We start from the raw sequence: 25,304 nt of genomic DNA, 5'->3' as shown, positions 1-25,304 counted from the left end.
AACCGTCTAAAGCAGCCAAAATCCGGCGCTAATTTTGCTTTAACTTAAGCAAAAATACCATTTATTTCGGAATTTCCAGCTCGATATCGGTCTGTGGAATACTGCAACATGGCAAGAATTCGCCACGGCGGACGAAAGCCAGCGGCTCTTGCAGGTAACTGATTTGTCCGCTTAACAGTTTACAGCGACAGGCGCCGCAAAAGCCCTCGCGGCACTGATAGTTAACGGCCTGCTGTTGTTGCTCCAGAAACTGTAGCAGGTTAGGCGAGGAGCCATCGAAGTTGACGACGACCTCGCCGTTAATACGAACCTGCGGCATCGGCGTTACAGATCAAAATCACCAAAGTCGGCGGTATCGACTTCGTTATCAATCTGTCCTACCAGATAGGAGCTGATCTCCGATTCCTGCGGTGCCACCTGCACATTGTCAGATACCAGCCAGGTATTGATCCACGGAATGGGGTTTTGGGTGGTAGCAAAGCGTGGTTTTAAGCCGACAGCCTGCATCCGGCTATTGGTAATAAACTCGACATACTGACACAGAATATCTTTGTTCAGGCCAATCATCGAACCATCTTTAAACAGATAGGCTGCCCAGTCCTTTTCCTGCTCCGCCGCGCGCATAAAGATGGCGTAAGATTCCTCTTCGCACTCTTTGGCAATCTCCGCCATTTCCGGATCATCATCACCGCTCGCCAGAATATTCAGCATATGCTGGGTACCGGTGAGATGCAGCGCTTCATCGCGGGCAATCAGCCGGATAATCTTGGCATTCCCTTCCATCAGCTCACGTTCGGCAAAAGCAAAACTGCAGGCAAAGCTGACATAAAAGCGGATCGCTTCTAACACGTTTACCGACATTAAGCACAGGTAAAGCCGCTTTTTCAGCTCACGCAAAGTGATCTGCTCGGTCTTACCATTAATTTGATGAGTGCCTTCACCACAACGCTGATACAGATTAATGCCATCAATCAGATCGTCATAGTAACGGGTAACATCAACGGCGCGCTCTAAAATCCGCTCGTTCAGCATAATATCGTCGAAGATCTTATGCGGTTCGGCACTGATATTACGGATAATATGGGTGTAGCTGCGGCTGTGAATGGTTTCACTAAAGGCCCAGGTTTCAATCCAGGTTTCCAGCTCCGGAATAGACACTATTGGCAACAGGGCGACGTTAGGCGAACGGCCCTGTACCGAGTCCAGCAGCGTCTGGTATTTCAGATTGCTGATAAAGATATGTTTTTCATGCTCAGGTAATTGCTGGAAATCAATCCGATCTTTACTGACGTCAATCTCTTCCGGCCGCCAGAAAAAGCTCAGCTGCTTTTCGATCAGCTTTTCAAAAATCGGATACTTTTGCTGGTCATAACGGGAAACGTTTACGGCATTACCAAAGAACATCGGTTCCTTGAGCTGGTCATTGATATTGCGGTTAAAGGTGGTGTACGCCATGCTGATTTTAATCCTGAGAATCTGACAAAAACTTACTAAAAAAGAGTGGCCGGGCCACTCTTCACTGCATTAGATCTTACAGGCGCCACCGGCGCAGCCGTCGTCTTCTGCTGCGGGCTTGATATCATCCTGGATATCTGAAGCGCCATCACGGGTGTTGTGATAATACATTGTCTTCACACCCAGCTTGTAAGCGGTAAGCAGATCTTTTAGCAGGATCTTCATCGGTACTTTACCGCCTTCGAACTTGGCCGGATCATAGTTGGTGTTAGCCGAGATGGTCTGGTCGATAAATTTCTGCATAATCGCCACCAGCGTCAGATAACCATCGTTTGATGGAATATCCCACAGCAGCTCGTACTGATCTTTTAAGCGCTCATACTCCGGCACAACCTGCTTTAAGATGCCGTCTTTACTGGCCTTAACGCTGATATGACCGCGCGGCGGCTCGATACCGTTAGTCGCATTCGAGATCTGCGATGAGGTCTCAGATGGCATCAGGGCCGACAACGTTGAGTTACGCAGGCCATACTGCTGAATATCTTTACGCAGCTGCTCCCAATCCAGTTGTAAGGCTTCAGCACAAACCTTATCCAGATCCTTTTTATAGGTATCAATCGGCAGAATACCCTGCGCATAAGTGGTTTCGTTAAACTTCGGACAAGGGCCTTGTTCCTGCGCCAGTTTCACCGAGGCTTTGAGCAGATAGTACTGCATCGCTTCGAAGGTACGGTGGGTCAGGGCATTGGCCGAGCCATCCGAGTATTTCACGCCATGCTTCGCCAGGTAGTAGGCGTAGTTAATCACACCAATGCCCAGAGTACGACGCGCCATGGAGCCGGATTGAGCAGCCGGAATAGGGTAATCCTGATAATCCAGCAGGCTATCCAGTGCCCGCACCGCTAAATCTGCCAGCGGTTCAAACTCGTCCAGCTGTTCAATGGCGCCGAGGTTAAAGGCTGACAGTGTACAGAGCGCGATCTCACCGTTTGGATCGTTAACATGCTCCAGCGGTTTGGTCGGCAGCGCAATTTCCAGACACAGGTTGCTTTGCCGTACCGGAGCCAGTGCCGGGTTAAACGGGCTGTGCGTATTGCAGTGGTCAACGTTTTGCAGGTAAATGCGGCCGGTACTGGCGCGCTCCTGCATAAATAAGGTAAAGAGTTCGACTGCCTTAATGCGCTTTTTACGGATCTTGCTGTCAGCTTCATACTTCACATATAAGGCTTCAAACTTTTCCTGATCTTCAAAGAAAGCATCATACAGCCCCGGCACATCAGACGGGCTGAATAAGGTGATATAGTCATCTTTAATCAGGCGCTGATACATCAGGCGGTTAAACTGCACGCCATAGTCCAGATGCCTTACCCGGTTCTCTTCTACACCGCGGTTATTTTTCAGTACCAGCAGCGATTCAACTTCCAGATGCCATAAGGGGTAGAACAGGGTGGCGGCACCACCACGTACACCGCCTTGCGAGCAGCTTTTTACTGCGGTCTGGAAATGCTTATAAAACGGGATACAGCCAGTATGGAAGGCTTCGCCATTACGGATTGGGCTACCCAGAGCACGAATACGACCCGCGTTAATACCAATACCTGCGCGCTGCGAGACGTATTTTACAATGGCGCTGGAGGTGGCATTGATCGAATCCAGGCTATCACCGCACTCAATCAGTACGCAGGAGCTGAACTGACGGGTCGGGGTACGCACGCCCGACATAATAGGTGTCGGCAGTGAAATCTTAAACAGCGACGTCGCATCATAGAAGCGGCGTACATAATCCAGCCGGGTGCTCTTCGGGTAATTGGCAAATAAACAGGCGGCAACCAGCATATAGAGGAACTGGGCGCTTTCATAAATCTCACCGGTTACCCGGTTTTGTACCAGATATTTACCTTCCAGCTGCTTAACGGCAGCATAACTGAAATTCAGATCGCGGCTATGGTCGATATAGCTATTCAGAATATCCAGCTCTTCGCGGCTGTAGTCGGTCAGGATATGCATATCGTAGCGTTTGGCTTCGACCATCTTCACCACCTGATCATACAGGTGAGGTGGTTCGAACTGACCGTAGGCTTTTTTGCGTAAATGGAATACTGCCAGCCGGGCCGCCATATACTGGTAATCCGGGGTCTCTTTTGAGATCAGGTCGGCAGCGGCCTTGATAATGGTTTCATGAATATCGGACGACTTGATGCCATCATAGAACTGAATATGGGATTTCAGTTCCACCTGCGACACCGACACGTTTTTTAACCCCTCGGCCGCCCAGTCAATGACGCGGTGAATTTTATCTAAATCCAGAGGTTCGCGCCGACCATCGCGCTTAGTCACAAAAAGAGTTTGAGTCATCGCTGAAGTATTCCATTTCTTTTAATAATAAATGAATCGGGTTTAGCGCACGGCTATCAATACACCCGGGTTGCTGACGATTTACACAACATATGGGTGTATTTCAAAAGACGATCACAAGATAGTGTGTATTGTTGGAATTTGCAAGCGAGGAAAAAGCGGCTTTTTTGTGCAGTTTTTTTGCCGGTTAGCAGCCACTAACCTTGAGCTCAGTGTGCCCGGATGCACCGGTCAGAGGCAAGCTTTTTTATAGATTTTTTTGCTTGGATTTATTTGTTCTATAAAGCGTCATTTTTAGTTTAAGCGGTTATTTAGCAGCCAGGGCGTATTACGGCACCCAGCTGCTTAACCATCAGACTGGTTTACGCGCCACCACAAAGTAGTTTACGTCCAAACCGGCACCAAGCTTAAAGCTGTTATTGAGCGGGTTAAAATGCAGACCAGTGGCATCCACTAATTCCAAACCGGCGTCTTCGATATAGCGCATCAATACTGAGGGGCGGATAAACTTATCAAACTGATGGGTACCGCGCGGCACCAGCTTTAACAGATACTCAGCGCCGACTATGGCAAACAGGTACGCCTTGGCGGTTTTATTAATGGTCGAGAACACCAGAGTAGCACCGGGTGCGGCCAGTTCGGCGCAGGCGCGCACCACCGATGCCGGATCCGGTACATGCTCCAGCATTTCCATACAGGTCACCAGTTCAAATTCGCCGGCGTGGCGCTCGGCAAAGTCTTCTGCGGTGCTTTGCTGATAATCAATATTCACTCCGGCTTCCAGGGCATGCAGGCGGGCGACATTCAGGCCATCCGGCGCCATATCAATACCGGTTACCTTTGCGCCGGCGCGCGCCATACTCTCGGCCAGGATGCCACCACCACAGCCGACGTCGAGAGTATGGCGGCCAAACAGCCCACCGAGCTGATCACTGATATAACCTAAGCGGGTCGGATTTAATAAGTGCAGTGGTTTAAACTCGCCTTCCGGATCCCACCAGCGGGCAGCAATCTCATTAAACTTACTGATTTCATTCTGATCGACGTTACTGTTTTTATCGAAGTTATCGGGGCTGTTCATAGTCACTACCTGATTGTTTTCGCGCATTATAAAGCCTTAGCCGGTGCTGGCAACGGCGGCAATTCGAGCAGGCGGTGCAAACAGGCATGGCAAGGTAATATTTCTGTGATAGAATCCGGCGTTGTCTCGCGCTAAACAAAGGCAAGAAAAGCGAGTTATCTATCTGATTTAAGGGAAAATAACGTTTTATGACAGATCTGGCCAGAGAAATAGTTCCAATAAATATCGAAGAGGAATTAAAAAATTCCTACCTCGATTATGCCATGAGCGTAATCGTTGGCCGGGCCTTACCCGATGTCAGGGATGGTCTGAAGCCAGTGCACCGCCGCGTGTTGTTTGCCATGAAGGAACTGGGTAACGACTGGAACAAGGCCTACAAAAAATCCGCCCGTGTCGTCGGTGATGTTATCGGTAAATACCACCCTCATGGTGACAGTGCGGTATACGATACTATCGTGCGGATGGCTCAGCCATTTTCGCTGCGGTATATGCTGGTGGACGGTCAGGGTAACTTTGGTTCGATTGACGGCGACTCTGCCGCCGCCATGCGTTATACCGAAGTCAGAATGGCCCGCATTGCCCATGAGCTGTTAGCCGATCTGGACAAAGAAACCGTTGATTTTGTGCCTAACTATGACGGCACTGAACAAATTCCTGCCGTATTACCGACCAAGGTACCGAACCTGCTGATTAACGGCTCATCCGGTATTGCCGTAGGTATGGCAACCAATATTCCGCCGCATAACCTGAATGAAATTATTGATGGCTGTCTGGCACTGATTGCGAATCCGGATATTGAATTGCACGAACTGATGCAACATATTCCGGGCCCTGATTTCCCGACTGCGGCCATTATCAATGGCCGTAAAGGTATTGAAGAAGCCTACCGTACCGGCCGGGGCAAGGTGTATATCCGCGCCAAAACCACGTTGGAAACCGACGAAAAAACGGGCCGCGAAGCCATTATCGTTAATGAAATTCCGTATCAGGTAAATAAAGCGCGCCTGATTGAAAAAATTGCCGAGCTGGTAAAAGAAAAACGTATTGAAGGTATCTCAGCGCTACGTGATGAGTCTGATAAAGACGGCATGCGGATTGTGATTGAGCTAAAACGCGGCGAATCCTCAGACGTGATGCTTAACCAGTTATATGCCAATACCCAGATGCAAACGGTATTTGGTATCAATATGGTGGCCTTGGCCAATGGCCAGCCAAAGCTGTTAAGCCTGAAAGAGATGCTGGAGTACTTTATTCTGCATCGACGCGAAGTGGTGACCCGCCGCACGGTATTCGACCTGCGTAAAGCCCGCGAACGCGCCCATATCTTAGAGGGTTTAGCCGTTGCACTGGCCAATATCGATGCTATTATCGAACTGATTAAAACCTCAGCCAGCCCGGCAGAAGCCAAAGCAGGTTTAGTCGAGCGCGGTTGGGAGCTGGGTGGCGTGAGCGCCATGCTGGAGCGTGCCGGTCAGGATGCAGCGCGTCCGGAATGGCTGGAAGAACATTTTGGCATTCGCGATGGCCAGTACTTCCTGACAGAACAGCAAGCCCAGGCGATCCTCGATTTACGTCTGCACAAGTTAACTGGCCTGGAACATGAAAAGATCCTGGCCGAGTATAAAGAGCTGTTGGATCTGATTGCTGAGTTACTGCACATCCTGGCAAGCCCGGAGCGGCTGATGGAAGTGATCTGCGAAGAGCTGGCGGCAGCCAAAGCCCAATACGGCGATGCCCGGCGCACCGAGATCCAGGACAATATGCTGGATATCAACTTAGAAGATCTGATCACCGAAGAAGATGTGGTGGTGACCTTATCACACCTGGGTTATGCCAAATATCAGCCACTGTCTGATTATGAAGCACAGCGCCGTGGTGGCCGCGGTAAAGCCGCGACTACCGTAAAAGATGAAGATTTCGTCGATAAGCTGCTGGTTGCCAGCACCCACGATACCATTCTGTGTTTCTCTAATCGCGGCCGTTTATACTGGCTGAAGGTGTATCAGTTACCGCTGGCCAGCCGCACCGCGCGTGGCAAACCTATTGTCAATATTCTGCCATTGGAAGAGGGCGAGCGCATTAACGCCATCCTGCCTGTGCGCGAATATGAGGAAGGTAAGTACGTCTTTATGGCCACCGCCAACGGTACTGTGAAGAAAACCGCCTTGACCGAATACTCACGGCCTCGCAGCAACGGTATTATTGCCGTAAATCTGAATGAAGGCGATAAGCTAATCGACGTTGGCATTACCGATGGCAGCAACGAAATTATGCTGTTCTCGGACGATGGCAAGGTTGTCCGCTTTGCAGAAGAAGCTGTAAGGCCAATGGGCCGAGGCGCCACCGGTGTACGCGGTATCCGCTTACGCGAGGGCGGCAGCGTGGTGTCACTGATTATTCCTCAGGGCGAAGGCGCTATTCTGACTGTAACCGAAAACGGCTATGGGAAACGTACTGCGCTGACCGAATATCCGACCAAGAGCCGCGCTACCCAGGGTGTGGTCTCGATCAAGGTCTCTGAGCGTAACGGCCTGGTGGTCGGTGCGGTGCAGGTCGCAGAAAGTGACGAGATCATGATGATTTCAGACAAAGGTACGCTAGTACGCACCCGGGTACGTGAAGTATCAGAAGTGGGTCGCAACACCCAGGGCGTGATCCTGATCCGTACCCAGGAAGGCGAAAAAGTCTCGGGTGTGGAGCGCATTGCTGAAATTCAGGAAGAGCAGGTCACAGCGCTGGCTGATGCCGAAGCTGTAGTGCGTACGCCGGAGGTGCAGGACAGCCAACTGGCGCAGGATGACGCCGGCGAAGAAGAATAATACTGTTTAGAAAACGGGCGCTTTGGCGCTCGTTTTCTTTTAGGCAGAACAAGAAAGAACAACTAAGGCCAGTTTTAAATTACGCAACGAAAGTGAGATCTAACCATGACAACCTATAATTTTTGCGCTGGCCCGGCGATGCTGCCTGTTGAAGTAATGGCGCAAGCCCAGCAGGAATTTGTGAACTGGCAAGGCCAGGGCTGCTCGGTAATGGAGCTGAGCCATCGTAGCAAGCCTTTTATTAAAGTTGCCGCTGACGCGGAACAGGACCTGCGCGATTTACTGGCGATCCCCGCCAACTACAAGGTACTGTTTATGCACGGTGGTGGCCGTGGCCAGTTTTCTGCCGTGCCGCTTAATTTGTTAAAGAGCGGTCAAAGTGCCGACTATTTTGTCTCGGGTGCCTGGTCATCCGCAGCGGTTGAAGAAGGGGCTAAGTTTGGTCAGATTAAAGCGCAGGATATCCGCGTAAAGAACGCCGATGGCAACCGCAGTTTGCTAAGCCCAGCAGACTGGCAAATTAACTCAGGTGCGGCCTATGCGCACTTTTGCCCGAACGAAACCGTCGATGGCCTCGAGTTCTCGACCTTACCGCAAACCTCAGTGCCGTTAGTTGCGGATCTGTCATCGACTATTTTATCGCGGCCACTGGATGTCAGCCGCTACGGCGTGATCTATGCCGGCGCGCAGAAGAATATCGGCCCCTCAGGCCTGACCGTTGCCATAGTACGCGAAGATTTATTGCCGGCGCCGAACAGCGCCATTCCGGCGGTGCTGGATTACCGCCTCGCCGCTGAAAATGACAGCATGTTTAACACGCCACCGACCTATGCCTGGTATCTGGCCGGTTTAGTGTTTAAATGGTTAAAAGCTCAGGGCGGTGTGGCAGCGATGGCTAAGTTAAATCAGCAAAAAGCCCAGACGCTGTATCAGTTTATCGACCAAAGTGATTTTTACCGCAACGACGTTGATACGGCCTATCGTTCCTGGATGAATGTGCCGTTTTTCCTGGCCGATGAACGCTTAAACGATCTGTTCGTAACCGAAGCCGAGCAACATGGATTACTGGCGTTAAAGGGGCACCGCATGGTCGGCGGTATGCGCGCCAGTATTTATAATGCGATGCCGTTGGCGGGCGTACAAACGCTGGTCAGCTTTATGCAGGAGTTTGAGAGGGTGCACGGATGAAAACCCTAACCCTGCAACCTATCGCCAAAGTGGCCGGTGAAGTGCATTTACCCGGTTCGAAAAGTATTTCTAACCGGGTCCTGCTGTTAGCGGCACTGGCCGAAGGCACGACCCGCATCACTAACTTGCTCGACAGCGATGATGTTAAGCATATGCTGAACGCCTTAACGGCGCTCGGCGTCAGTTATAAGTTATCAGCTTGTCGTACCGAATGCGAAGTACATGGTCTGGGTGGTTTGTTTCATCATCCGCATGCGCTAACGTTATTTTTAGGTAACGCCGGCACCGCGATGCGACCGTTAACGGCAGCCCTGGCTGCGTCTAATGTTGATGTGACGCTAACTGGCGAGCCACGGATGTATGAGCGGCCGATCGGCCATCTGGTCGACACACTGCGCCAACTTGACGCCGATATTCAGTATCTGGAGCAGGATGGTTTTCCGCCACTGCGGATCAAAGGCAAATCCCTTAGCGCCGGTACGATGCGGATTAATGGCAGTATCTCCAGTCAGTTTTTAACGGCTGTGCTGATGGTAGCGCCACTGCTAAACGGCGATAGCGAGATCCTGATTGACGGTGAGCTGGTCTCTAAACCCTATATTGATATCACGCTGGCATTGATGGCACGCTTTGGCGTCACGGTGGAAAACCAGCAATATCAGCGCTTCCTGGTAACGGGTAACCAGCGTTACCGCTCGCCGGGCCACTGGCTGGTTGAGGGCGATGCGTCATCGGCGTCTTACTTTTTGGCCGCCGCAGCGATTAAAGGCGGTACCATTAAAGTCACCGGCATTGGTAAAGATGCGGTGCAGGGCGATATTCACTTTGCCGATGCGCTGGAGGCGATGGGCGCCACAGTGGAATGGGCCAGTGACTACATAGCCGTTACCCGTAACCAATTAACTGGCATTGACCGTGATTATAACGCCATTCCGGATGCTGCGATGACCATTGCCACCACGGCGCTGTTTGCCAAAGGGCCGACGGTGATCCGCAATGTTTATAACTGGCGGGTTAAAGAAACCGATCGGCTGGCAGCGATGGCAACAGAGCTAAGAAAAGTTGGTGCCGAGGTAGAAGAAGGCGAAGATTATCTGAGAATCACGCCACCGGCACAGCTAAAGCACGCCAGCATTGCCACCTATAATGACCATCGGATGGCGATGTGTTTCTCACTGGTCGCATTAAGTGATACGCCGGTAACCATTGAAGATCCGGATTGTACCGCTAAAACTTTCCCGCAATACTTTGAGGTATTCCGGCAGCTGAGCCAGTAAAACCGGCTCTCTCAGCCAAAACGCGTAACCAAGTCGGCTACGCGTTTTCTTTTTCTCCACCGCAGTTAAACACAGCTTTTGTCATAAAAAGCTGTATAATGTGCGCCGTTTTCAATAGCTATTAATCTGTTTTCTGGGGGTAGGATGCCACTTAATGCACCTGTTATTACTATCGATGGCCCTGGTGGCGCGGGTAAAGGTACGATCAGCCGTTTAGTTGCCCAGCAACTGGGATGGCAGTTACTCGACAGCGGCGCCATATACCGGGTGTTAGCGCTGGCGGCGATGCATCATCAAATCGATGCTGCTGATGAAGCGGCGCTGCAACCGCTGGCCGCGCACCTGGATGTGCAGTTTGCCAGTGACGAAGCCGGTAATACCCTGGTGATCCTGGAAGGTGAAAATGTTAGCCACAGTATCCGTACGCAGGAAGTGGCTGAAATGGCATCAAAAATTGCATCCTTACCCACAGTGCGTGAAGCCCTGCTGCGTCGCCAGCGCGCCTTTGCCGAACAACCGGGTTTAGTTGCCGATGGCCGTGATATGGGTACAGTCGTATTCCCACAGGCTGAAGTTAAAATCTTTTTAACCGCCACCGCGCAAGAGCGCGCCAACCGGCGTTTTTTAGAGTTGAAACAAAAGGGTTTTGATGTTAATATCGGCGACCTTTTAAGCGAAATCCAGGCCCGCGACGATCGGGATACCAATCGCGCGACGGCACCGCTAAAACCGGCTGCGGACGCCTATATGCTGGATTCGACCGGTAAAACCATTGAACAAGTGCTGCAAGAGGTGCTGCAGGTGGTGCAAGGTAAATTGCCTGTGCACAACCGGTGAACCAGGCCGAAGCTGCATGTTGGACAGCCAGTAACACGGATGCTTACTGGTAAATTTAGCAACCCCATAACACAAGATGTGAAGTGGAGCACTTAACCGAAAAAGTGACTATGACTGAAAATTTTGCTTTATTATTTGAGGAAAGCCTCAAAGCCATCGAAACCCGCCCAGGTGCCATCGTTAAAGGTACTGTTGTTGCTGTTCTGAAAGACGTTGTTATGGTTGACGCCGGTCTGAAATCAGAAGCAGCCATTCCGGTTGAGCAGTTCAAATCTCTGAGCGGCGAAATCGAAGTGAACGTGGGTGACATCATCGACGTAGCCTTAGACGCTATCGAAGATGGTTTCGGTGAAACCTTACTGTCTCGCGAGAAAGCTAAGCGTCATGAAGCCTGGGTTCGCCTGGAAAAAGCTTGTGAAGACAAAGAAACTGTTATCGGTGTTATCACTGGTAAAGTTAAAGGTGGCTTCACGGTTGAAGTTGACGGCATCCGCGCTTTCCTGCCTGGTTCATTAGTAGACGTACGTCCGGTACGTGATACAGCACACTTAGAGCACAAAGAGCTGGAATTCAAAGTTATCAAGCTGGATCAGAAGCGTAACAACGTGGTGGTATCACGTCGTGCCGTGATCGAATCTGAGAGCAGCCAGGAACGTGACCAGCTGTTAGAAAACTTAGAAGAAGGCATGGAAGTTAAGGGTATCGTTAAGAACCTGACTGACTACGGTGCTTTCGTAGACTTAGGCGGCGTAGACGGCTTACTGCATATCACTGATATGGCGTGGAAGCGCGTTAAGCACCCAAGCGAAATCGTTAACGTTGGCGACGAAATTCCAGTTAAAGTACTGAAGTTCGACCGTGATAAGCAACGCGTATCTTTAGGCCTGAAGCAAATGGGCGAAGATCCGTGGGCAGCTATCGCTTCACGTTACCCAGAAGGCGCGAAAATTTCTGGTCGCGTAACTAACCTGACTGATTACGGCTGCTTCGTAGAAATCGAAGAAGGCGTAGAAGGCTTAGTACACGTATCTGAAATGGACTGGACCAACAAGAACATCCACCCATCTAAGGTTGTTAACCTGGGTGATGCAGTGGAAGTTATGGTTCTGGAAATCGACGAAGAACGTCGTCGTATTTCTTTAGGTCTGAAACAGTGTAAAGCTAACCCATGGGAAGAGTTCGCTAAGGGCTTCAACAAGGGCGATCGCGTAAGCGGTAAGATCAAGTCTATCACTGACTTCGGTATCTTCATCGGTCTGGACGGCGGCATCGACGGTCTGGTTCACTTATCTGACATCAGCTGGAACTCAACCGGCGAAGATGCAGTTCGTGAATTCAAGAAAGGCGACGAAGTACACGCTGTTGTACTGCAAGTTGACCCAGAGCGTGAGCGTATCTCTTTAGGTATCAAACAACTGGACGAAGATCCGTTCAATGATTACCTTGCTGACAACAAAAAAGGTGCTATCGTTAAAGGTGAAGTTTCAGCCGTTGACGCTAAAGGCGCTACTGTGATGTTAGAAGGTGGTGTTGAAGGTTACGTTCGCGTGTCTGATATTTCACGTGATCGCGTTGAAGACGCTACTACAGCGCTGAAAGTTGGCGAAGCCATTGAAGCCCGTCTGATGGGCGTGGATCGTAAGAACCGCGTAATCAGCCTGTCTATCAAAGCCAAGTTTGAAGCTGAAGAAAAAGAAGCTATGGATAACATCAACAGCAAGCAACAAGATGCTGACTTTGGTGTAAACGCTATGGCTGAAGCATTTAAAGCTGCTCAAAAGCAGGACTAAAATGCCAGTGAAGCAGGGGGCCTAAGCCTCCTGCTTTCTCTACACGCAGGTATGCCGGAGGGTCTATGACCAAATCTGAATTAATTGAAAAGCTTGCCACCAGTTTCCCCCATATTCAGGTCAAAGATGTTGAAGCGTCTGTAAAAGAAATTCTGGAGCAGATGGCACAATCGCTTGCTTCCAGCGAACGTATTGAAATTCGTGGTTTTGGTAGCTTTTCGCTGCATTATCGCGCCCCCCGTGTTGGCCGTAATCCAAAAACCGGCGACAAGGTTGAGTTAGATGGCAAATACGTGCCACACTTCAAGCCCGGTAAAGAACTGCGGGATCGGGTAAAAGATAATACCTGATAGTTATTGCTTGTTATCGGCAAACTTAACGGAGCTGAGTGTTGCGTAGACTGGTTTTTATTTTTTTCACGCTGCTGGTAATCTTGCTGGGTTTTTTACTCGGCTCCACTAATCAACAACTCACTGAGCTGAATCTACTGGTCGTCAGACTGGAATTGCGCGTCGTCGATATCGCCGTGATTTTTTTAGTCACCGGCTTACTGCTGGGCCTGGTATTCAGTTTGCTCTTCTCGTTACAACGTAAAACCCGGGGCTGGTTTAGTAAAACCGCTGATAAAGCCTGACCGCTATGCCTGAACTGCTATTTCTGTTACTTCCTGTTGCCGCTGCTTACGGTTGGTTTATGGGACGAAATAGCCTGAAAACCAAAGAGCTTAAGGGCAGGGCTGACGTTACCCGCAATCTGTCATCTGGTTTGAACTTTCTGCTCACCGATCAGGAAGATAAGGCCATAGAGCAACTGCTGGAACTGCTGGATATTGAAGCCGCTACTATTGATACCTATCTGGCACTGGCAAACCTGTTCCGGCGCAAAGGCGATTGGGACAAGGCAATAAAAATTCATGAAAAGCTGCACCAGCTAAAACTGCCAAAAAACAAAGCACAGCAGATCCAGTTTGAACTGGCAAAAGACTACTTTTCAGCCGGTTTGTTTGACCGCGCCGAATACCTGCTGTTACCACTCACCGACAATGAGCTACTGCGCGAAGCTGTGCTGAAACAGCTATTCAGTATCTTCCTGGCCACCCATGAGCCACAAAAAGCCGTAGCATTGCAACCGGCGGTTGAGAAAACCCAATCGCGTAGTTTGCGCATTATGTTGGCAAATATGCAAATTCAGCATCTGGAAAAAAGCCAACAGCTGGATCTGAACCGCCTGCAGCAACTGGCAGAGCATTTTCCACAAGCGATCCGGCCTCGCGTTGCGCTGGCCCGTCAGGCATTGGCTGAACAGCAGCCGGCAGTGGCGAAAGCGGCAATACTGAGTGTGTTAAAGCAGCGCGTACAATGGGCAGCAGAGCTGCTGCCATTATTGCAGCAATGTCAGTTGGACGCGACCGAATGGCAACAGTTACTTAGCCCGCTGGCGGACAAGCATAATATCAGTGCCTGTTTGTTACTGACAGATCATCTGGCTGAACATCAGTCTGCCGCCGCCGCAGAGCAATATTTATTACCTAAACTGCGGCAACAGCCGAATATCCGCTTATTCCAGAAATTATTGCAGCTGCGTCAGCAGCAATCGGCGCTGGCTGCCGAGGCACTGATCTCGGTGGAAGAGCTGGTAAACGCCTATCTCGACTCCAAAGCCCTGTATAGTTGCCGCAATTGTGGCTTTAAAACCCGTCAACCTTATTGGTTATGTCCGTCCTGTCAGCAGTGGGAGACTGTAGAACCCATTGCCGGGATCGATGGCCGTTAATTTTTAGCTAAAGGATACCTCATGTCTTGTCGTTCGCCTGTGATTGTTGCGCTGGATTTCGAACAGCAGCAGCACGCGCTTAATCTGGTTAGCCAGTTAGATCCCAGCCTGTGCCGGTTAAAAGTGGGCAAGGAGATGTTTACCCATTTCGGACCTGACTTTGTTAAAGCCCTGCAACAGCGAGGCTTTGAGGTTTTCCTGGATCTGAAATTTCATGATATTCCGAATACGGTAGCCAAAGCGGTGGCGGCAGCGGCCGAGCTTGGCGTTTGGATGGTAAACGTCCACGCCAGTGGTGGTAGCCGCATGATGCAGGCAGCCAAAGAAGCGCTACTGCCTTTTGGCGCTCAGGCCCCCAAACTGATCGCCGTGACTGTGCTAACCAGTATGGAGCAATCGGATCTCACTGAGCTCGGCATAATGCTAACGCCGGCACAGCAGGTACAAAAACTGGCGGCGTTAACTGCTGCTGCGGGCCTGGATGGCGTGGTGTGCTCTGCGCAGGAAGCGACTTTGTTAAAACAGCAATTTGGTCAGCAATTTCAACTGGTCACCCCGGGGATCCGCCCGGCAAACAGTGCTGCAGACGATCAACGCCGGGTGATGACACCCAAGGCAGCACAACTTGCCGGCGTCGATTATATGGTCATTGGCCGGCCAATCACGAAAGCCGCGGATCCACTTGGCGCCTTAAAGGCAATTGTTGACGAACTTGCCTGATTTTTAAGCTAAAAACCAGCAATTTACGTTAAAGACTGGTAAAAGCCCCGCCCAATCCGCTATTCTCGGTACAGCGGCACCGGATCCTGGTGCACTCCATACTGCCAGTTACGGCTGGCAGTAAGCTGTTAGCGGAGCAACATAAATGGATGGAATTAACCTGGCCATACTGGCCGGCGCCTTATTGTTCTTTATCAGTATTATCGCCACGCTGATTTCGGCGCGGCTTGGCGCACCTATGTTATTGGTGTTCCTGCTGATTGGAATGGTCGCCGGTGAGGATGGAATAGGGGGTATCCAATTCGCTAACCCTCAGATTGCTTTTTTGATCGGCTCCATCGCGCTGGTGATCATTCTGTTCGACGGCGGTATGCGGACGCACCCGGAGCGGTTCCGGGTTGCATTGGCGCCGGCGTCAATGCTAGCAACGCTCGGAGTGGTGATTACCTGCGGCACTGTCGGGGTGGCTGCAGCCTATTTACTGGGGCTGGGTTGGATTGAAGGCTTGTTGCTTGGTGCCATCCTCAGCTCCACTGATGCCGCGGCGGTATTTTCGATTTTCCAGTCACAGCGGCTAAAAATTAAAGAGCGGGTGGCGTCGACACTGGAGATCGAATCCGGTAGTAACGACCCGATGGCCGTTATTCTGACCTTGACGCTCGTCTCACTGCTGGCTCAGGACAAGGCGCTGGATGCCTTTGTCCTGGTGACCTTTTTACAGCAAGCCGTGGTCGGTGGTGCTATGGGTTATGGTGCGGGCAGGGTGTTCGTATTCTTGTGCCGTAAATTGCCGCTAAGCTTCGCGTTCTTTCCACTATTGGCGGTGGCTAGCAGTATTATGATTTATGCACTAACGAACTCCTTTGGTGGCAGCGGTTTTCTGGCAGTTTACCTGATGGGGTATATCGTTGGTAACGCCCGTTTACCTCAGATCATCCATATTCTGCGAATGCACGACGGGTTAGCCTGGATCAGCCAGATCAGTATGTTTTTAATGTTAGGTCTGCTGGTTTCACCCGGTAACCTGATGGATCATCTATGGCAGGCATTATTAATAGCGGGGGTGCTGATCTTTATCGCCAGGCCACTGGCTGTATTTATCTGTTTGATCCCGTTTAAATTCCCGATGCGCGATCAACTCTTTATCAGCTGGGTTGGCTTAAGAGGCGCGGTGCCTATTATTCTGGCGCTGTTTCCATGGCTGGCCGGTGTGCCAAATGAGCATCTGTACTTTGACGTCGCCTTTGTAGTGGTTATTGTCTCGCTGGTGTTACAAGGCTGGAGTTTGATCCCGGTAGCCCGTTGGTTAAAACTGGAAGTTCCGGCAGAGCTTGAGCCCGACCAGGCCATGCCACTGGATGCGGTGCCATCAAAAGATGTGATGGAAGTACTGGCCTATAAAGTGACATCACGTTCACCGGTGCTAACCATGCGCTGGCAACAACTCGGCGTACAGCTGCCGGTGCAGTATCTTGGGCTGATCCGGGATGGCGACTGGCTACAAGCCAGTGAAGATCCTGCTATCGCTGCCGGTGATACCATTATGGTGTTATCGCATTTGAAACATGTGAAAAAGCTAAGCGAAATCCTCGCCAGTGATGCTGAAAAGAGCGTATTGGATAACAGTAACTTCTTCGGTGATTTCTTACTGAATGGCGCAGTTAGCCTGAGTGATTTGGATGCATTCTATACCATTAATATGGCTGAGTTAAATCGGGAGCAGACGCTTTCTGCCTATATTAGCGAACGTTTCCATCGCCGGGTGGTAATCGGTGATCAGGTGAAGCTGGATCAGTTACTTTTAACGGTACGTGAAATAAATGAGCAAGGCGATATTACTCAGGTTGGTATTAAACCGCTGCAAGATTGAGATTTGAGCTAAAGTGCAGACTACAGCGTATAGCTGCTTATGTGCTGTAACATAAAACATGATTGGATTTGGTAATGCCAACCACTGCGGCTCAACACTGCATGCTGTGCCAACGGCAAGTCGAATTAACCTTTCATCATCTTATTCCAAGAAAAATGCATCGCCGGGCGTTTTTTAAAAAGCATTATGACAAAGCTCAGCTTCAAGCCGGCATTATGCTTTGTAGGCTGTGTCATAAGACTATCCATCGGTTTTACGACGAAATGACCCTGGCTAAAGAATACAACAGCCTGGCATTGCTGCTAACGAGCGAGAAAGTCCAACAGCATATCGAATGGGCTAAAAAGCAACGCTAGGCGGTACCTACATGGCACACAACCATCTATGGGTTTTGCTTAGACCATTGGCGCTCAAACTCGCGACGTTGGTCGGCTTTATCCTCTGCGCAGAATACAAAATCCTCTGGTGCAGTATCTCTGCTGCGGCAACGAGCGGGGATCTTGTAAAAAGCATCCCAGGCAGCACTTTTTTCAGGTGAGAAAACGTGGTTTCTAGCACTGAAGTTTGCCCTGGGTGAGCGTGTAACAGAAGACGTTGTAGCGGAATAGCTCGTAGTTTGCTCAGAGCGCACCGGTGTTTGTATTGAACTTAACCGACGTTCCTGGACTGGTTTCTTACAATGGGTTGATATGAGCATAAATAGCTCACGATCGCGTTTGTTCAAATAATTGCGTTCAGAAACACCATAACCACTGTTAAAACGCTTTCTAATGGTTTCACGCTCTGCATTGAGGGAATCACATCGGCGTTGGCTGTATTGGTCGTTGGCCAGTGCCGCAAGAGGAAAAATTAATAACGCTGCAGTAAGTATCCGCTTCATTCAACATCCTGTCATAGAGGGTTACATAATTTGTTACTCACCTTAAGCGAAAATGGTGCCGGAGAAAAGACTAATAGTTATTGCGGTTAGTCTGCTAAGGTGATTGAGCTTATGGGACGAGGTCAAGCGGCCAAAGGGTTGGTTAGACTGGTTATGTCTATTTTTAAAGCTTTCTTCGCCTAAGTTATCATAGCCCATAATGTATATTATGTTAAATCGGCAATTAAGCGACAGACAGCCTGTCGTCACTGGCCGGAGTCATCATCAGCGCCATTGTCAGACTGATGCATGCCACTGCTCCGACTATCCGCTTTAAAACGTTACCCAAAGCGCTCCGTACGGCCTCAGATTTCGTTTTCTCCATATCCAGACGCACCAGTACCTCACCCACGTCTAAATTGCACTGCTCAGCGATATAGAGTGCTTGTTCAGGGGTTAGGTGTCTTTCACCACGCTTAATCTTCCCTAAATTGCCATCGTTCATCTTTTCCAGAGTTAAACCGGCTTTCCTGTCACTCGTAGTGCCCATTTTGTTTTTTAGCTGCTCTATCAGCCACCAGCTGTAATTCTCAACCATGTTAACCCCCTGAAATTTTTTAAATCATAGCACTTTTTTGCATAAAAATATTTGGTACAGGTTGACCAAATCAAAAACAAGGATCATACTTATTTGGTCTACTTGTACCAAACTATTCGAGGCTGGAACCATGAATACCCAAATCACCTTAGACCACATTAAGTCCATTCTGTTTCGCGCTACCTCGTTAAACGAGGCATTAGCGCAATTAGATTCGTTTGGTGTGTCATACCGCGGCGAAACCGCCTATGTTATCGACGCCTTTGGCGTAACCTTCTGGCCAGCGCGTACCCGCTTATCTGGCAACCGTCCGTTGTTTGTCATGGTTGATTCAGAAAACGTACGCGATACCACTGACGCGCATTTAGCCGTTTTAGCTCAGCTGCAAGGGCCGGAATTAGTTACAGAGGTTCCAGCCGCTACTTTTCCGGTCGCAGCTGAGCACCCTGAAATCGAAGTGCCCACAGCTGCTGTGGGCAAACCTCGCTTTAACTATTTCAAAGTGTACGTTAAGACCGGCTTATTACGTGAAATTATACGCACTGAGCGCCGTTTAAAGCGCTCTCAGGCTGAGGGGTATCAGTTATGAAAACGATAGCCATCACTTGTCCAACGTGCGCTAGAGTCAATCACCGCCGCACTGATGCGCCTCATCATTTTTCATTTTATTGCATTTTTTGTTGTGACTTTATCGAGGCTTGCAACGCATGCGGCAAGACCAGTTTTGACAATGCTTCTGGCTGCAAAGACCCGGGTACGTTCTCACCAGCCGTTGGTGACTGGGTATGTGGCATTCAGTTATCCACAGAAACGGTGGATAACTCGCTATGAACCAAATGCACACCATCCCTTACGCAGCCCCGTTTTATAACTGCTACCGGTCATCAAATCAGGCTTACGCCAACCTGGCTTACTTAAGCCGCCTGATTATCAAAATCAGCTTCCCGCGCATTGGTTCTTTTAATCATTGGACCTTGCGCGGTAAACCGGCACAGCCAACGACCATTGCTTATGTGTTTGTTAGCGAGGGCTTCTCGCTATGACATGGTTTATCGACAAGCTCTATATCCAGCAAACGCATGAACAATGCTTGCCGCTTGTCGGTGACAAGTTTTATTACGTGGTAGACGGTGTCACCGGCGAAACCTCAGAATCACCCAAGGCTTACGCCAGCCGCATTAAAGCCAGCCACAGTACATCGATAGGCGTTTACTGTGATGGCCATAAAGTACGCATTGAGGGCAACCCCAGCCGCTTTGGCCGCCCTGATAACCTGATGGGCTTACAATCCATTGAAGAATGCGTTGCGGTATATAACCGCATCCTGTTAAGCCTTGGTTTGCCTCCTTTTATTACTGGCAAGTTTGACATTGCCAGCGCTGATGCAAAGGGTAACTTCCGTAAAATCTACTCTGGTGCCCAAATCACCATGATAGACATTACCCGCAACCATGCCGTAGGCCATAAGAATGAACTGGCGTTCTTGCGTGGTGTTGCCACCTTGTCACTACCAAACGGCAAGCGCCCTCACCTTTACCCCAATGGCCTGACTGTTGATTGGCAAAGTCGCAATGTCGGCGGTTCCAGCTGGGACTACTCCAAAGTCTACGTTAAATCAGCGGACCTGTTAGACCATAAAAACCGCAACCTTAAAGGCGCTGACGAAGAAACCGAAACCTATTACCAAAACCTGATTGACTACTGCTGTCAGTCCGGTGTTGTCCGTGAAGAACATTCCTTTAAATCCGAAAAGCTTAAGCGTTACGACCTGTGCTACTACGGCTATGTATCAACAGAACAATTAGCCAACCATCACACCGTAACAACGCTGGATAAGCTCATTGAAACCTTAGGAGTTGCTACCGTGGATTTTACATCTATAGCAAGCCAGCTTTTAAACAACGGCATCGTTAACAGCCACAGCGCAGCTTACGCCACCCAGGCGTACTGCCAGCAATGGTTAAACGGCCAACCTTTTCACAATACAGACCGTAAAAAGCAGTTATCCAGTGCTTATTACAAGCACAAAAGCCGCCTTTTGCAGCTTGGTATAGATATTAGTGTGCCGTTCTGCCCGTCTCGGGCCGCCCTGCCCACTTTTAAAAATCAGCGCGAGATCACCATGCGGAGTCTCGAACTGCCCACGTGGTACCGGGTGGCTAATGCCCGGTCACCGTTTCAACTCGTAGACGGCGGCACAATCGCCTAAGGAAATATGATGGACTCAGTAACGATTACTAAAACTTTTTTAAACGTCAGTTTCGGCCAGATGGACTCTGGCCAGCAGTGGTCCAGCGTCACTGTCATGGACAGTGATCCACAGGTTAAGCGTGATCCAGGCGGTAATAACTTTGTTGGCTCTCACGTTGCCAAAATCAACATTGTAGGCCCCGATGGCAAACCCGATTTATTGCTTGCCACCAAAATCGGCAATGCAGCGCAAGGGCTGTTTTTAAAGCCTATTACGCTGATTTGCACTATGGAAACCACTAAGAGCGGCATTGCCTTTAAGTGCGTAGGCGTAGAGCTGCCAGCAAACCTTAAGACGGCCTAACCATGACTGCGCTTTTCGTACTGATTTTCGCCGGTGTCTGCTACTACGCAAGCATTGCTGCCATTTACGTTAAGCGCGCTCTGTTTGACCGCAAAAGAGACTTTTTACTATGAAGATTTTTGCCGTTCTGCTGTTTCTCCTAAGTTCCTCTGTGGCGGCCCAATGCGCCCACCCACAGCAGGACGGCACTTTTATTTTTACCGCTGATACGGCGGCTGATTGTAACGGTTACTGGCTTATCACAGCAGGCCAATACAACGCTTACTTGTCAGCGGTAGAAATTAGCGTTGCCGATGTTACATCGGCTTTCACCTGGGGGTTTGGCATCGTTGTCTTTCTCTCTTATTTAGCGTTTAAGGTGCGAATCGGCACCCAAATTGTAAGGAAAATTTAAAATGGCTGATATTTTTGCTGCTGTTGACATGACCGCTGTTGCAACTTTCGTTGGTGCGGTTGGTATCCTGATTATCGGTATCGCTATGGCCTTTAAAGGTATCTCTTTAGGCAAGCGCGCTGTTAATAAGGCTTAAAAGATTATGGGCGGCTTAATTGTCGCCCTAATCTATACGCTTATCGCGGTGATTGGGGCGCTCTGTGGCTTTATCGTTTCTTGGTTTATGTTTAGGACATAAAAACATGAAATATTTTCTACTCTGCGCCCTGGTCATTGCCGGGGCTTTTTTTTCGCCTTTAAAGGCTCAAGACCATAATCCTTGCCCCGATGGTGGTACATATCAGGAAATTGATGGCGTTCATATGTGTACAACCCCTGCACCTCCATCTATTTTATATGATTGTTTTGCAGGTTCCTCTACTGAGTCATTAGGTCTAGTCAAGGATATTTCTCAATGTTTAGCGCTTGTACAACCATTTTTTTCTAACCCACTTAATAATATTGACCCTTCTGATATTTGTTCATCCACAGGCGTACAGACTCAAATTATTAATGAATTTCAAGCAAAAATTTATATTCAATATTCTACTTATTTTCCCAATAAGACTTGTCGCTCTCCACTTGAGGGTTCAATCATGGCAAATATGCGTAATAAAACAACTGATTATTATTGTCCCCCTGACGATAAACCTCAGTTTTTAAATTTTTATCCAATTGAACCCGAAGGCGGAATTTGTTGGCATCCCGCTGTACCAGCCGAACCCGAACCTGAATGTGACTGCTCAAACTTCGCAGGCGATAGCTTAAAAACTAACAACGATTTACTTGCCCCTGAGGGCCAATATACAGAAGCTAACCCGCCTCAGTGTGTCAGGCAGTCAGAAATTGCCGCAGGCCGTGATACTCCGCTGGAATGCGTATGCCAGGTATCCGCGCAAAAATGGGCGTGGTCTTACGCTGGCTTTAATGCTGAAACCAATACCCAAATGGTACGCTGGCAAACTCGCCCTACTCAAATTGGTCAGCCGTCCGGCACTTTTACCGGCGTCAAATGCGGTGCAACTGATGGCGGCCCGTTGGAACCGGAAAATAACGCACCAAAAGACTGTTTTACCCTAAAAAACGGCGTTAAATGGTGCTGGGCTGATAAAGCTGAAAAATGCCAGGTGGTTAACGGCGTAGAGCAATGCGCTTCTGGCTGCGGCACGGTTAACGGTGATTTTGTTTGTTATGACGATACGCCGGTAATACCACCAAAAGACCGCGACCAACTAACGCCACCAGATGACACCCTAACTGACCCTAATAAGTCGATAAACGACATGGTCAAAGGCGACTTTAAAGAAATCAACAAGGGCGTAGAAAGCCGTTTAGATAACGTTGTAACGTCAATCAGTAACACCACTATTGCAATGGATGAAGTGTCCGACAAAGTCGGCCTTACTAACTCTAAGCTCGATGGCATCGGTATGCAGCTGGACGGCATCGGCAAACAACTTGGCCACATCGATGGCACCTTAGAGGGCGCTTTTGGTGATGATGGCGAACCCGCACCCGGCACTGGTGACGGTGAAACCTGTTATGAAGATATTTGCTCCTGGTATGAATCGGCTTACCCCGATGGCCTTGTCGGAATCTGGCAAGAGCGCAGCGCTGATTTACAGCAAACGCCTCTTTTCAACTTTTTAAACCAACTTGGTACCGTCCAGCCAACCGGCGGCCAACCTGATTTTAATATCTGTTTTAACCTTGGCGCTATGGGTGACTATGGCTGCAAATCGTTTGAAATTCCGTCCGCAGTTTGGGCGTTTATCCGGCTTATGATCCTTATCTGCGCCGGTATTTTCTGCTATCGCATTGTTTCGGGGGTGTAATATGCCGCAGTGGTTAATCAATTTTGGCAACTGGCTACTGGATACCATCAAAACCTTAGCCTTTACGCTGTTTACAATGATTAAAGACGTTTTTTTCTTCGCCTTTGAGCAAGGCATGATACTGGTTACCTTTATCCTACAAGGCATGGGTGACTTATTTCAGGGCTTAGACGTCACCAGTTACATTGCCGCCCTGCCCCCTGAAACCTCTTGGGTACTCTCTCAAATTGGCCTGGGTCAGGCGCTTGGCATGATAATGTCAGCCATAACCATCCGCTTTATGCTGCAACTGGTACCCTTTACGAGGTTAGGCTCATGATAAACGGCTTATCAGGCCGGCCCGGGGCCGGTAAAACCTATGAAGCGGTAATAACGCATATTTTTCCGGCATTAAAACAAGGTCGCAAAATCATCACCAACATACCGTTAAACGTTGACTGGTTCTCTAGCGTCCTGGGCGACCATGTACGTGATTTAATGGTTCTCGTTGAGGGTGGTTTTCATAATTACGGCGAAAAACGCTACTTTTCCAAAGCCGAAGATTTTTTAAAGTACGACACCTGGCGCAATGAAGCCGGTCAAGGCGTTTATTTCTTTGTTGATGAAGCGCATTTAGCTATGCCGCAAGGTTCGACCGATAAGGCATTAAAAGAGTATTTGTCGATGCACCGCCATTATGGCCATGACATCATGCTACTGACGCAGAATTTCCGCAAAGTAGACCGTGACGTTAAAGACATGGTTCAGAACTGCTACTACTGCACCAAGCTCAGTTTTCTTGGTCGTGATGAAAAATACATTGTCAAAGTCGCTGATGGTGTATCGCGTAACATCATCACCACGCACGAAAGAACCTATGAAGAAAAGTATTTTGCTGCTTACAAGAGCCACACCAAATCTAGCGGCAGCGTCAAAGAAGCTGCAACTGCAGACGTTCAAAAATGGTACCAACGCTGGACCACTAAGGGCGCGATAATCTGTTTTGCCTTATCGCTTTTAATCGTGATAGCAAACCTGAGTAAAGACCGGCCAGACCATCAAGCCGAAGCCATTGCTAAGCTCGAATCGCTCAAAAATCCACAGCAAACTTCACCAGGTGAATCACAGCAACCCGCATCGAATCAAACTTTGACAAGTCACAGCTTGCCACAACAACCTGCAAAACCTGCCGATAAATCACAAGGTCAGCACCCCTTTAACGGTGTTGATTTGCACATTGCCGGGCATTACCAGGACTACGACAGGCGTGGAAATTTCAAAAAAATCCTATTTTTCTCAGTTTCTCGCAATGGCCAGGTACTATCGGAGATCACCAACGCCGATTTGGCGCTGGCCGGTTACGCTGTGGAAGTTATGGCTGACTGTATTGCCCGTATCAGTTACGGCGACACCTTTCAGCGCTGGATAATGTGCGACAGCCCCACTGTATCGGTGCAAACGGCCCTAAGTTCCGAGTAAGGCGCCCGCGCGTTACGTAACGCTTTTTAATGGCCGCAGGCCATGCAGCGAGCATGGCGCGGAGCGCCACGCGCAGCGGGTACCAGCAAACTCTTGGCAGCACCGCTGCCTAATCGCGCCAACCTTACCCGAACTTCAATCCGCCGCCGGTTCGCGCCCTGCCGAACCCCTCGCCAGCGCAGCTGGCACAAAAGCTGTGCCGCAGGCACGCATTATATCGCTTTAGCGTCTCGCACCCCTGGGTGCGTTACTCTTGCGCCGTCTCCGGCGCCGCGCAGCGTTTTTCTTGTGGCCGTCTCCGGCCACCGCCGCCAGGCGTTTTCTTGGCGCGTCTCCGCGCCCCGCGATTTTTCCGGTTTAACTGTGGTATAAGCTGATGCGATACGGGAAGGGGCCCCCTCT

Annotated in this window: 25 protein-coding genes and 1 pseudogene; 20 read left to right on the top strand and 6 right to left on the bottom strand. The window is 49.7% G+C overall.

Annotated elements, in window-relative coordinates; genetic code table 11:
• Positions 1-61 precede the first annotated feature (61 nt).
• The 4 genes from yfaE to ubiG form a co-directional block, all read right to left on the bottom strand.
• Positions 62-319, bottom strand: coding sequence for a class I ribonucleotide reductase maintenance protein YfaE (gene yfaE, locus AJE_RS00855; RefSeq protein WP_008949240.1), 258 nt, complete (start codon positions 317-319; stop codon positions 62-64).
• A gap of 5 nt (positions 320-324) precedes the next feature.
• On the bottom strand, positions 325-1,455 hold the full coding sequence (gene nrdB / locus AJE_RS00850) for a class Ia ribonucleoside-diphosphate reductase subunit beta (protein WP_008608508.1): 1,131 nt from the start codon (positions 1,453-1,455) through the stop codon (positions 325-327).
• Positions 1,456-1,524: 69 nt separating this feature from the next.
• A complete protein-coding gene (gene nrdA / locus AJE_RS00845; protein WP_008608509.1) occupies positions 1,525-3,810 on the bottom strand; it encodes a class 1a ribonucleoside-diphosphate reductase subunit alpha in 2,286 nt (761 codons plus the stop codon).
• 352 nt (positions 3,811-4,162) lie between these two features.
• A complete protein-coding gene (ubiG, locus tag AJE_RS00840; RefSeq protein ID WP_008949239.1) occupies positions 4,163-4,891 on the bottom strand; it encodes a bifunctional 2-polyprenyl-6-hydroxyphenol methylase/3-demethylubiquinol 3-O-methyltransferase UbiG in 729 nt (242 codons plus the stop codon).
• A gap of 188 nt (positions 4,892-5,079) precedes the next feature.
• Here ubiG and gyrA point away from each other — a divergent pair, with 188 nt between their 5' ends.
• From gyrA to AJE_RS00785, 11 genes and pseudogenes are all read left to right on the top strand, one after another.
• On the top strand, positions 5,080-7,710 hold the full coding sequence (gyrA, locus tag AJE_RS00835) for a DNA topoisomerase (ATP-hydrolyzing) subunit A (RefSeq protein ID WP_008949238.1): 2,631 nt from the start codon (positions 5,080-5,082) through the stop codon (positions 7,708-7,710).
• 105 nt (positions 7,711-7,815) lie between these two features.
• The gene (serC, locus tag AJE_RS00830; protein WP_008949237.1) at positions 7,816-8,898 is read left to right on the top strand and encodes a 3-phosphoserine/phosphohydroxythreonine transaminase; all 1,083 of its coding nucleotides are present in this window, start codon (positions 7,816-7,818) and stop codon (positions 8,896-8,898) included.
• Positions 8,895-10,175 carry a 3-phosphoshikimate 1-carboxyvinyltransferase gene (aroA, locus tag AJE_RS00825; RefSeq protein WP_008949236.1) on the top strand — a complete coding sequence of 427 codons (1,281 nt, stop codon included), beginning with the start codon at positions 8,895-8,897 and terminating at the stop codon, positions 10,173-10,175. The genes serC and aroA overlap by 4 nt, the downstream gene beginning before the upstream one ends.
• Positions 10,176-10,319: 144 nt before the next feature.
• A complete protein-coding gene (gene cmk / locus AJE_RS00820) occupies positions 10,320-11,012 on the top strand; it encodes a (d)CMP kinase (protein ID WP_008608517.1) in 693 nt (230 codons plus the stop codon).
• A gap of 110 nt (positions 11,013-11,122) precedes the next feature.
• Positions 11,123-12,802: a 30S ribosomal protein S1 gene (rpsA, locus tag AJE_RS00815; RefSeq protein WP_008949235.1), complete on the top strand. Its 1,680-nt coding sequence runs from the start codon at positions 11,123-11,125 to the stop codon at positions 12,800-12,802.
• Between the two features lie 41 nt (positions 12,803-12,843).
• Positions 12,844-13,152, top strand: a pseudogene (gene ihfB, locus AJE_RS00810) (integration host factor subunit beta); the annotation flags it as partial.
• A gap of 38 nt (positions 13,153-13,190) precedes the next feature.
• Complete coding sequence (locus AJE_RS00805) at positions 13,191-13,436, top strand: DUF1049 domain-containing protein (protein ID WP_083216210.1); 246 nt, start codon at positions 13,191-13,193, stop codon at positions 13,434-13,436.
• 5 nt (positions 13,437-13,441) lie between these two features.
• Positions 13,442-14,575 carry a tetratricopeptide repeat protein gene (locus AJE_RS00800; RefSeq protein WP_008949233.1) on the top strand — a complete coding sequence of 378 codons (1,134 nt, stop codon included), beginning with the start codon at positions 13,442-13,444 and terminating at the stop codon, positions 14,573-14,575.
• Between the two features lie 21 nt (positions 14,576-14,596).
• On the top strand, positions 14,597-15,295 hold the full coding sequence (gene pyrF, locus AJE_RS00795) for an orotidine-5'-phosphate decarboxylase (protein WP_008949232.1): 699 nt from the start codon (positions 14,597-14,599) through the stop codon (positions 15,293-15,295).
• Between the two features lie 145 nt (positions 15,296-15,440).
• Positions 15,441-17,165 carry a potassium/proton antiporter gene (locus AJE_RS00790; RefSeq protein ID WP_008949231.1) on the top strand — a complete coding sequence of 575 codons (1,725 nt, stop codon included), beginning with the start codon at positions 15,441-15,443 and terminating at the stop codon, positions 17,163-17,165.
• Between the two features lie 74 nt (positions 17,166-17,239).
• On the top strand, positions 17,240-17,521 hold the full coding sequence (locus AJE_RS00785) for an HNH endonuclease (protein WP_008949230.1): 282 nt from the start codon (positions 17,240-17,242) through the stop codon (positions 17,519-17,521).
• 26 nt (positions 17,522-17,547) lie between these two features.
• On the opposite strand, the gene AJE_RS18355 is transcribed toward AJE_RS00785, so the two are convergent.
• Positions 17,548-18,045 carry a hypothetical protein gene (locus AJE_RS18355; protein ID WP_138984171.1) on the bottom strand — a complete coding sequence of 166 codons (498 nt, stop codon included), beginning with the start codon at positions 18,043-18,045 and terminating at the stop codon, positions 17,548-17,550.
• Positions 18,046-18,268: 223 nt separating this feature from the next.
• Positions 18,269-18,622 (bottom strand): hypothetical protein, encoded by a 354-nt coding sequence (locus AJE_RS00780; protein WP_008949229.1) that lies wholly within the window; start codon positions 18,620-18,622, stop codon positions 18,269-18,271.
• A 130-nt stretch (positions 18,623-18,752) separates the two neighbouring features.
• Here AJE_RS00780 and AJE_RS00775 point away from each other — a divergent pair, with 130 nt between their 5' ends.
• The 9 genes from AJE_RS00775 (at position 18,753) to AJE_RS00735 (ending at position 24,902) form a co-directional block, all read left to right on the top strand.
• Complete coding sequence (locus AJE_RS00775) at positions 18,753-19,211, top strand: hypothetical protein (protein WP_008949228.1); 459 nt, start codon at positions 18,753-18,755, stop codon at positions 19,209-19,211.
• Positions 19,212-19,449: 238 nt separating this feature from the next.
• The gene (locus AJE_RS00770; RefSeq protein WP_008949227.1) at positions 19,450-19,665 is read left to right on the top strand and encodes a hypothetical protein; all 216 of its coding nucleotides are present in this window, start codon (positions 19,450-19,452) and stop codon (positions 19,663-19,665) included.
• Entirely contained in the window at positions 19,662-20,831 is a 1,170-nt protein-coding gene (locus AJE_RS00765) for a phage/plasmid replication domain-containing protein (RefSeq protein ID WP_008949226.1), read from the top strand. The genes AJE_RS00770 and AJE_RS00765 overlap by 4 nt, the downstream gene beginning before the upstream one ends.
• Positions 20,832-20,840: 9 nt before the next feature.
• Positions 20,841-21,176 carry a hypothetical protein gene (locus AJE_RS00760; RefSeq protein WP_008949225.1) on the top strand — a complete coding sequence of 112 codons (336 nt, stop codon included), beginning with the start codon at positions 20,841-20,843 and terminating at the stop codon, positions 21,174-21,176.
• A gap of 109 nt (positions 21,177-21,285) precedes the next feature.
• Positions 21,286-21,570: a hypothetical protein gene (locus AJE_RS00755; RefSeq protein WP_008949224.1), complete on the top strand. Its 285-nt coding sequence runs from the start codon at positions 21,286-21,288 to the stop codon at positions 21,568-21,570.
• Position 21,571: 1 nt separating this feature from the next.
• Positions 21,572-21,706: a membrane protein gene (locus AJE_RS18860; RefSeq protein WP_008949223.1), complete on the top strand. Its 135-nt coding sequence runs from the start codon at positions 21,572-21,574 to the stop codon at positions 21,704-21,706.
• Positions 21,707-21,812: 106 nt separating this feature from the next.
• The gene (locus tag AJE_RS00745) at positions 21,813-23,444 is read left to right on the top strand and encodes a hypothetical protein (RefSeq protein ID WP_138984170.1); all 1,632 of its coding nucleotides are present in this window, start codon (positions 21,813-21,815) and stop codon (positions 23,442-23,444) included.
• Between the two features lies 1 nt (position 23,445).
• On the top strand, positions 23,446-23,763 hold the full coding sequence (locus tag AJE_RS00740; RefSeq protein WP_008949221.1) for a DUF2523 family protein: 318 nt from the start codon (positions 23,446-23,448) through the stop codon (positions 23,761-23,763).
• Positions 23,760-24,902, top strand: a complete 1,143-nt coding sequence (locus AJE_RS00735) for a zonular occludens toxin domain-containing protein (protein WP_008949220.1) — start codon at positions 23,760-23,762, stop codon at positions 24,900-24,902. Before AJE_RS00740 ends, AJE_RS00735 begins: the two co-directional genes overlap by 4 nt.
• Positions 24,903-25,304 lie beyond the last annotated feature (402 nt).

The organism is Alishewanella jeotgali KCTC 22429 (assembly GCF_000245735.1).
Lineage (GTDB): Bacteria > Pseudomonadota > Gammaproteobacteria > Enterobacterales > Alteromonadaceae > Alishewanella > Alishewanella jeotgali.
Note: the sequence above shows the minus strand (reverse complement) of the source record. Positions and strands in the feature narration are given on the sequence as shown.

Excerpts from the sequence above, each read along its gene's own strand:
- AJE_RS00760 (WP_008949225.1), top strand. The coding sequence starts at position 20,841 with ATGGACTCAGTAACGATTACTAAAACTTTTTTAAACGTCAGTTTCGGC.
- AJE_RS00770 (WP_008949227.1), top strand. The coding sequence starts at position 19,450 with ATGAACCAAATGCACACCATCCCTTACGCAGCCCCGTTTTATAACTGC.
- AJE_RS00790 (WP_008949231.1), top strand. The coding sequence starts at position 15,441 with ATGGATGGAATTAACCTGGCCATACTGGCCGGCGCCTTATTGTTCTTT.
- nrdB (WP_008608508.1), bottom strand. The coding sequence starts at position 1,455 with ATGGCGTACACCACCTTTAACCGCAATATCAATGACCAGCTCAAGGAA.
- nrdA (WP_008608509.1), bottom strand. The coding sequence starts at position 3,810 with ATGACTCAAACTCTTTTTGTGACTAAGCGCGATGGTCGGCGCGAACCT.
- serC (WP_008949237.1), top strand. The coding sequence starts at position 7,816 with ATGACAACCTATAATTTTTGCGCTGGCCCGGCGATGCTGCCTGTTGAA.
- AJE_RS00775 (WP_008949228.1), top strand. The coding sequence starts at position 18,753 with ATGAATACCCAAATCACCTTAGACCACATTAAGTCCATTCTGTTTCGC.
- AJE_RS00740 (WP_008949221.1), top strand. The coding sequence starts at position 23,446 with ATGCCGCAGTGGTTAATCAATTTTGGCAACTGGCTACTGGATACCATC.
- AJE_RS00745 (WP_138984170.1), top strand. The coding sequence starts at position 21,813 with ATGAAATATTTTCTACTCTGCGCCCTGGTCATTGCCGGGGCTTTTTTT.
- aroA (WP_008949236.1), top strand. The coding sequence starts at position 8,895 with ATGAAAACCCTAACCCTGCAACCTATCGCCAAAGTGGCCGGTGAAGTG.
- cmk (WP_008608517.1), top strand. The coding sequence starts at position 10,320 with ATGCCACTTAATGCACCTGTTATTACTATCGATGGCCCTGGTGGCGCG.
- yfaE (WP_008949240.1), bottom strand. The coding sequence starts at position 319 with ATGCCGCAGGTTCGTATTAACGGCGAGGTCGTCGTCAACTTCGATGGC.
- AJE_RS00765 (WP_008949226.1), top strand. The coding sequence starts at position 19,662 with ATGACATGGTTTATCGACAAGCTCTATATCCAGCAAACGCATGAACAA.
- AJE_RS00755 (WP_008949224.1), top strand. The coding sequence starts at position 21,286 with ATGAAGATTTTTGCCGTTCTGCTGTTTCTCCTAAGTTCCTCTGTGGCG.
- ubiG (WP_008949239.1), bottom strand. The coding sequence starts at position 4,891 with ATGAACAGCCCCGATAACTTCGATAAAAACAGTAACGTCGATCAGAAT.
- AJE_RS00735 (WP_008949220.1), top strand. The coding sequence starts at position 23,760 with ATGATAAACGGCTTATCAGGCCGGCCCGGGGCCGGTAAAACCTATGAA.
- gyrA (WP_008949238.1), top strand. The coding sequence starts at position 5,080 with ATGACAGATCTGGCCAGAGAAATAGTTCCAATAAATATCGAAGAGGAA.
- AJE_RS18355 (WP_138984171.1), bottom strand. The coding sequence starts at position 18,045 with ATGAAGCGGATACTTACTGCAGCGTTATTAATTTTTCCTCTTGCGGCA.
- AJE_RS18860 (WP_008949223.1), top strand. The coding sequence starts at position 21,572 with ATGGCTGATATTTTTGCTGCTGTTGACATGACCGCTGTTGCAACTTTC.
- AJE_RS00800 (WP_008949233.1), top strand. The coding sequence starts at position 13,442 with ATGCCTGAACTGCTATTTCTGTTACTTCCTGTTGCCGCTGCTTACGGT.
- AJE_RS00785 (WP_008949230.1), top strand. The coding sequence starts at position 17,240 with ATGCCAACCACTGCGGCTCAACACTGCATGCTGTGCCAACGGCAAGTC.
- pyrF (WP_008949232.1), top strand. The coding sequence starts at position 14,597 with ATGTCTTGTCGTTCGCCTGTGATTGTTGCGCTGGATTTCGAACAGCAG.
- rpsA (WP_008949235.1), top strand. The coding sequence starts at position 11,123 with ATGACTGAAAATTTTGCTTTATTATTTGAGGAAAGCCTCAAAGCCATC.
- AJE_RS00780 (WP_008949229.1), bottom strand. The coding sequence starts at position 18,622 with ATGGTTGAGAATTACAGCTGGTGGCTGATAGAGCAGCTAAAAAACAAA.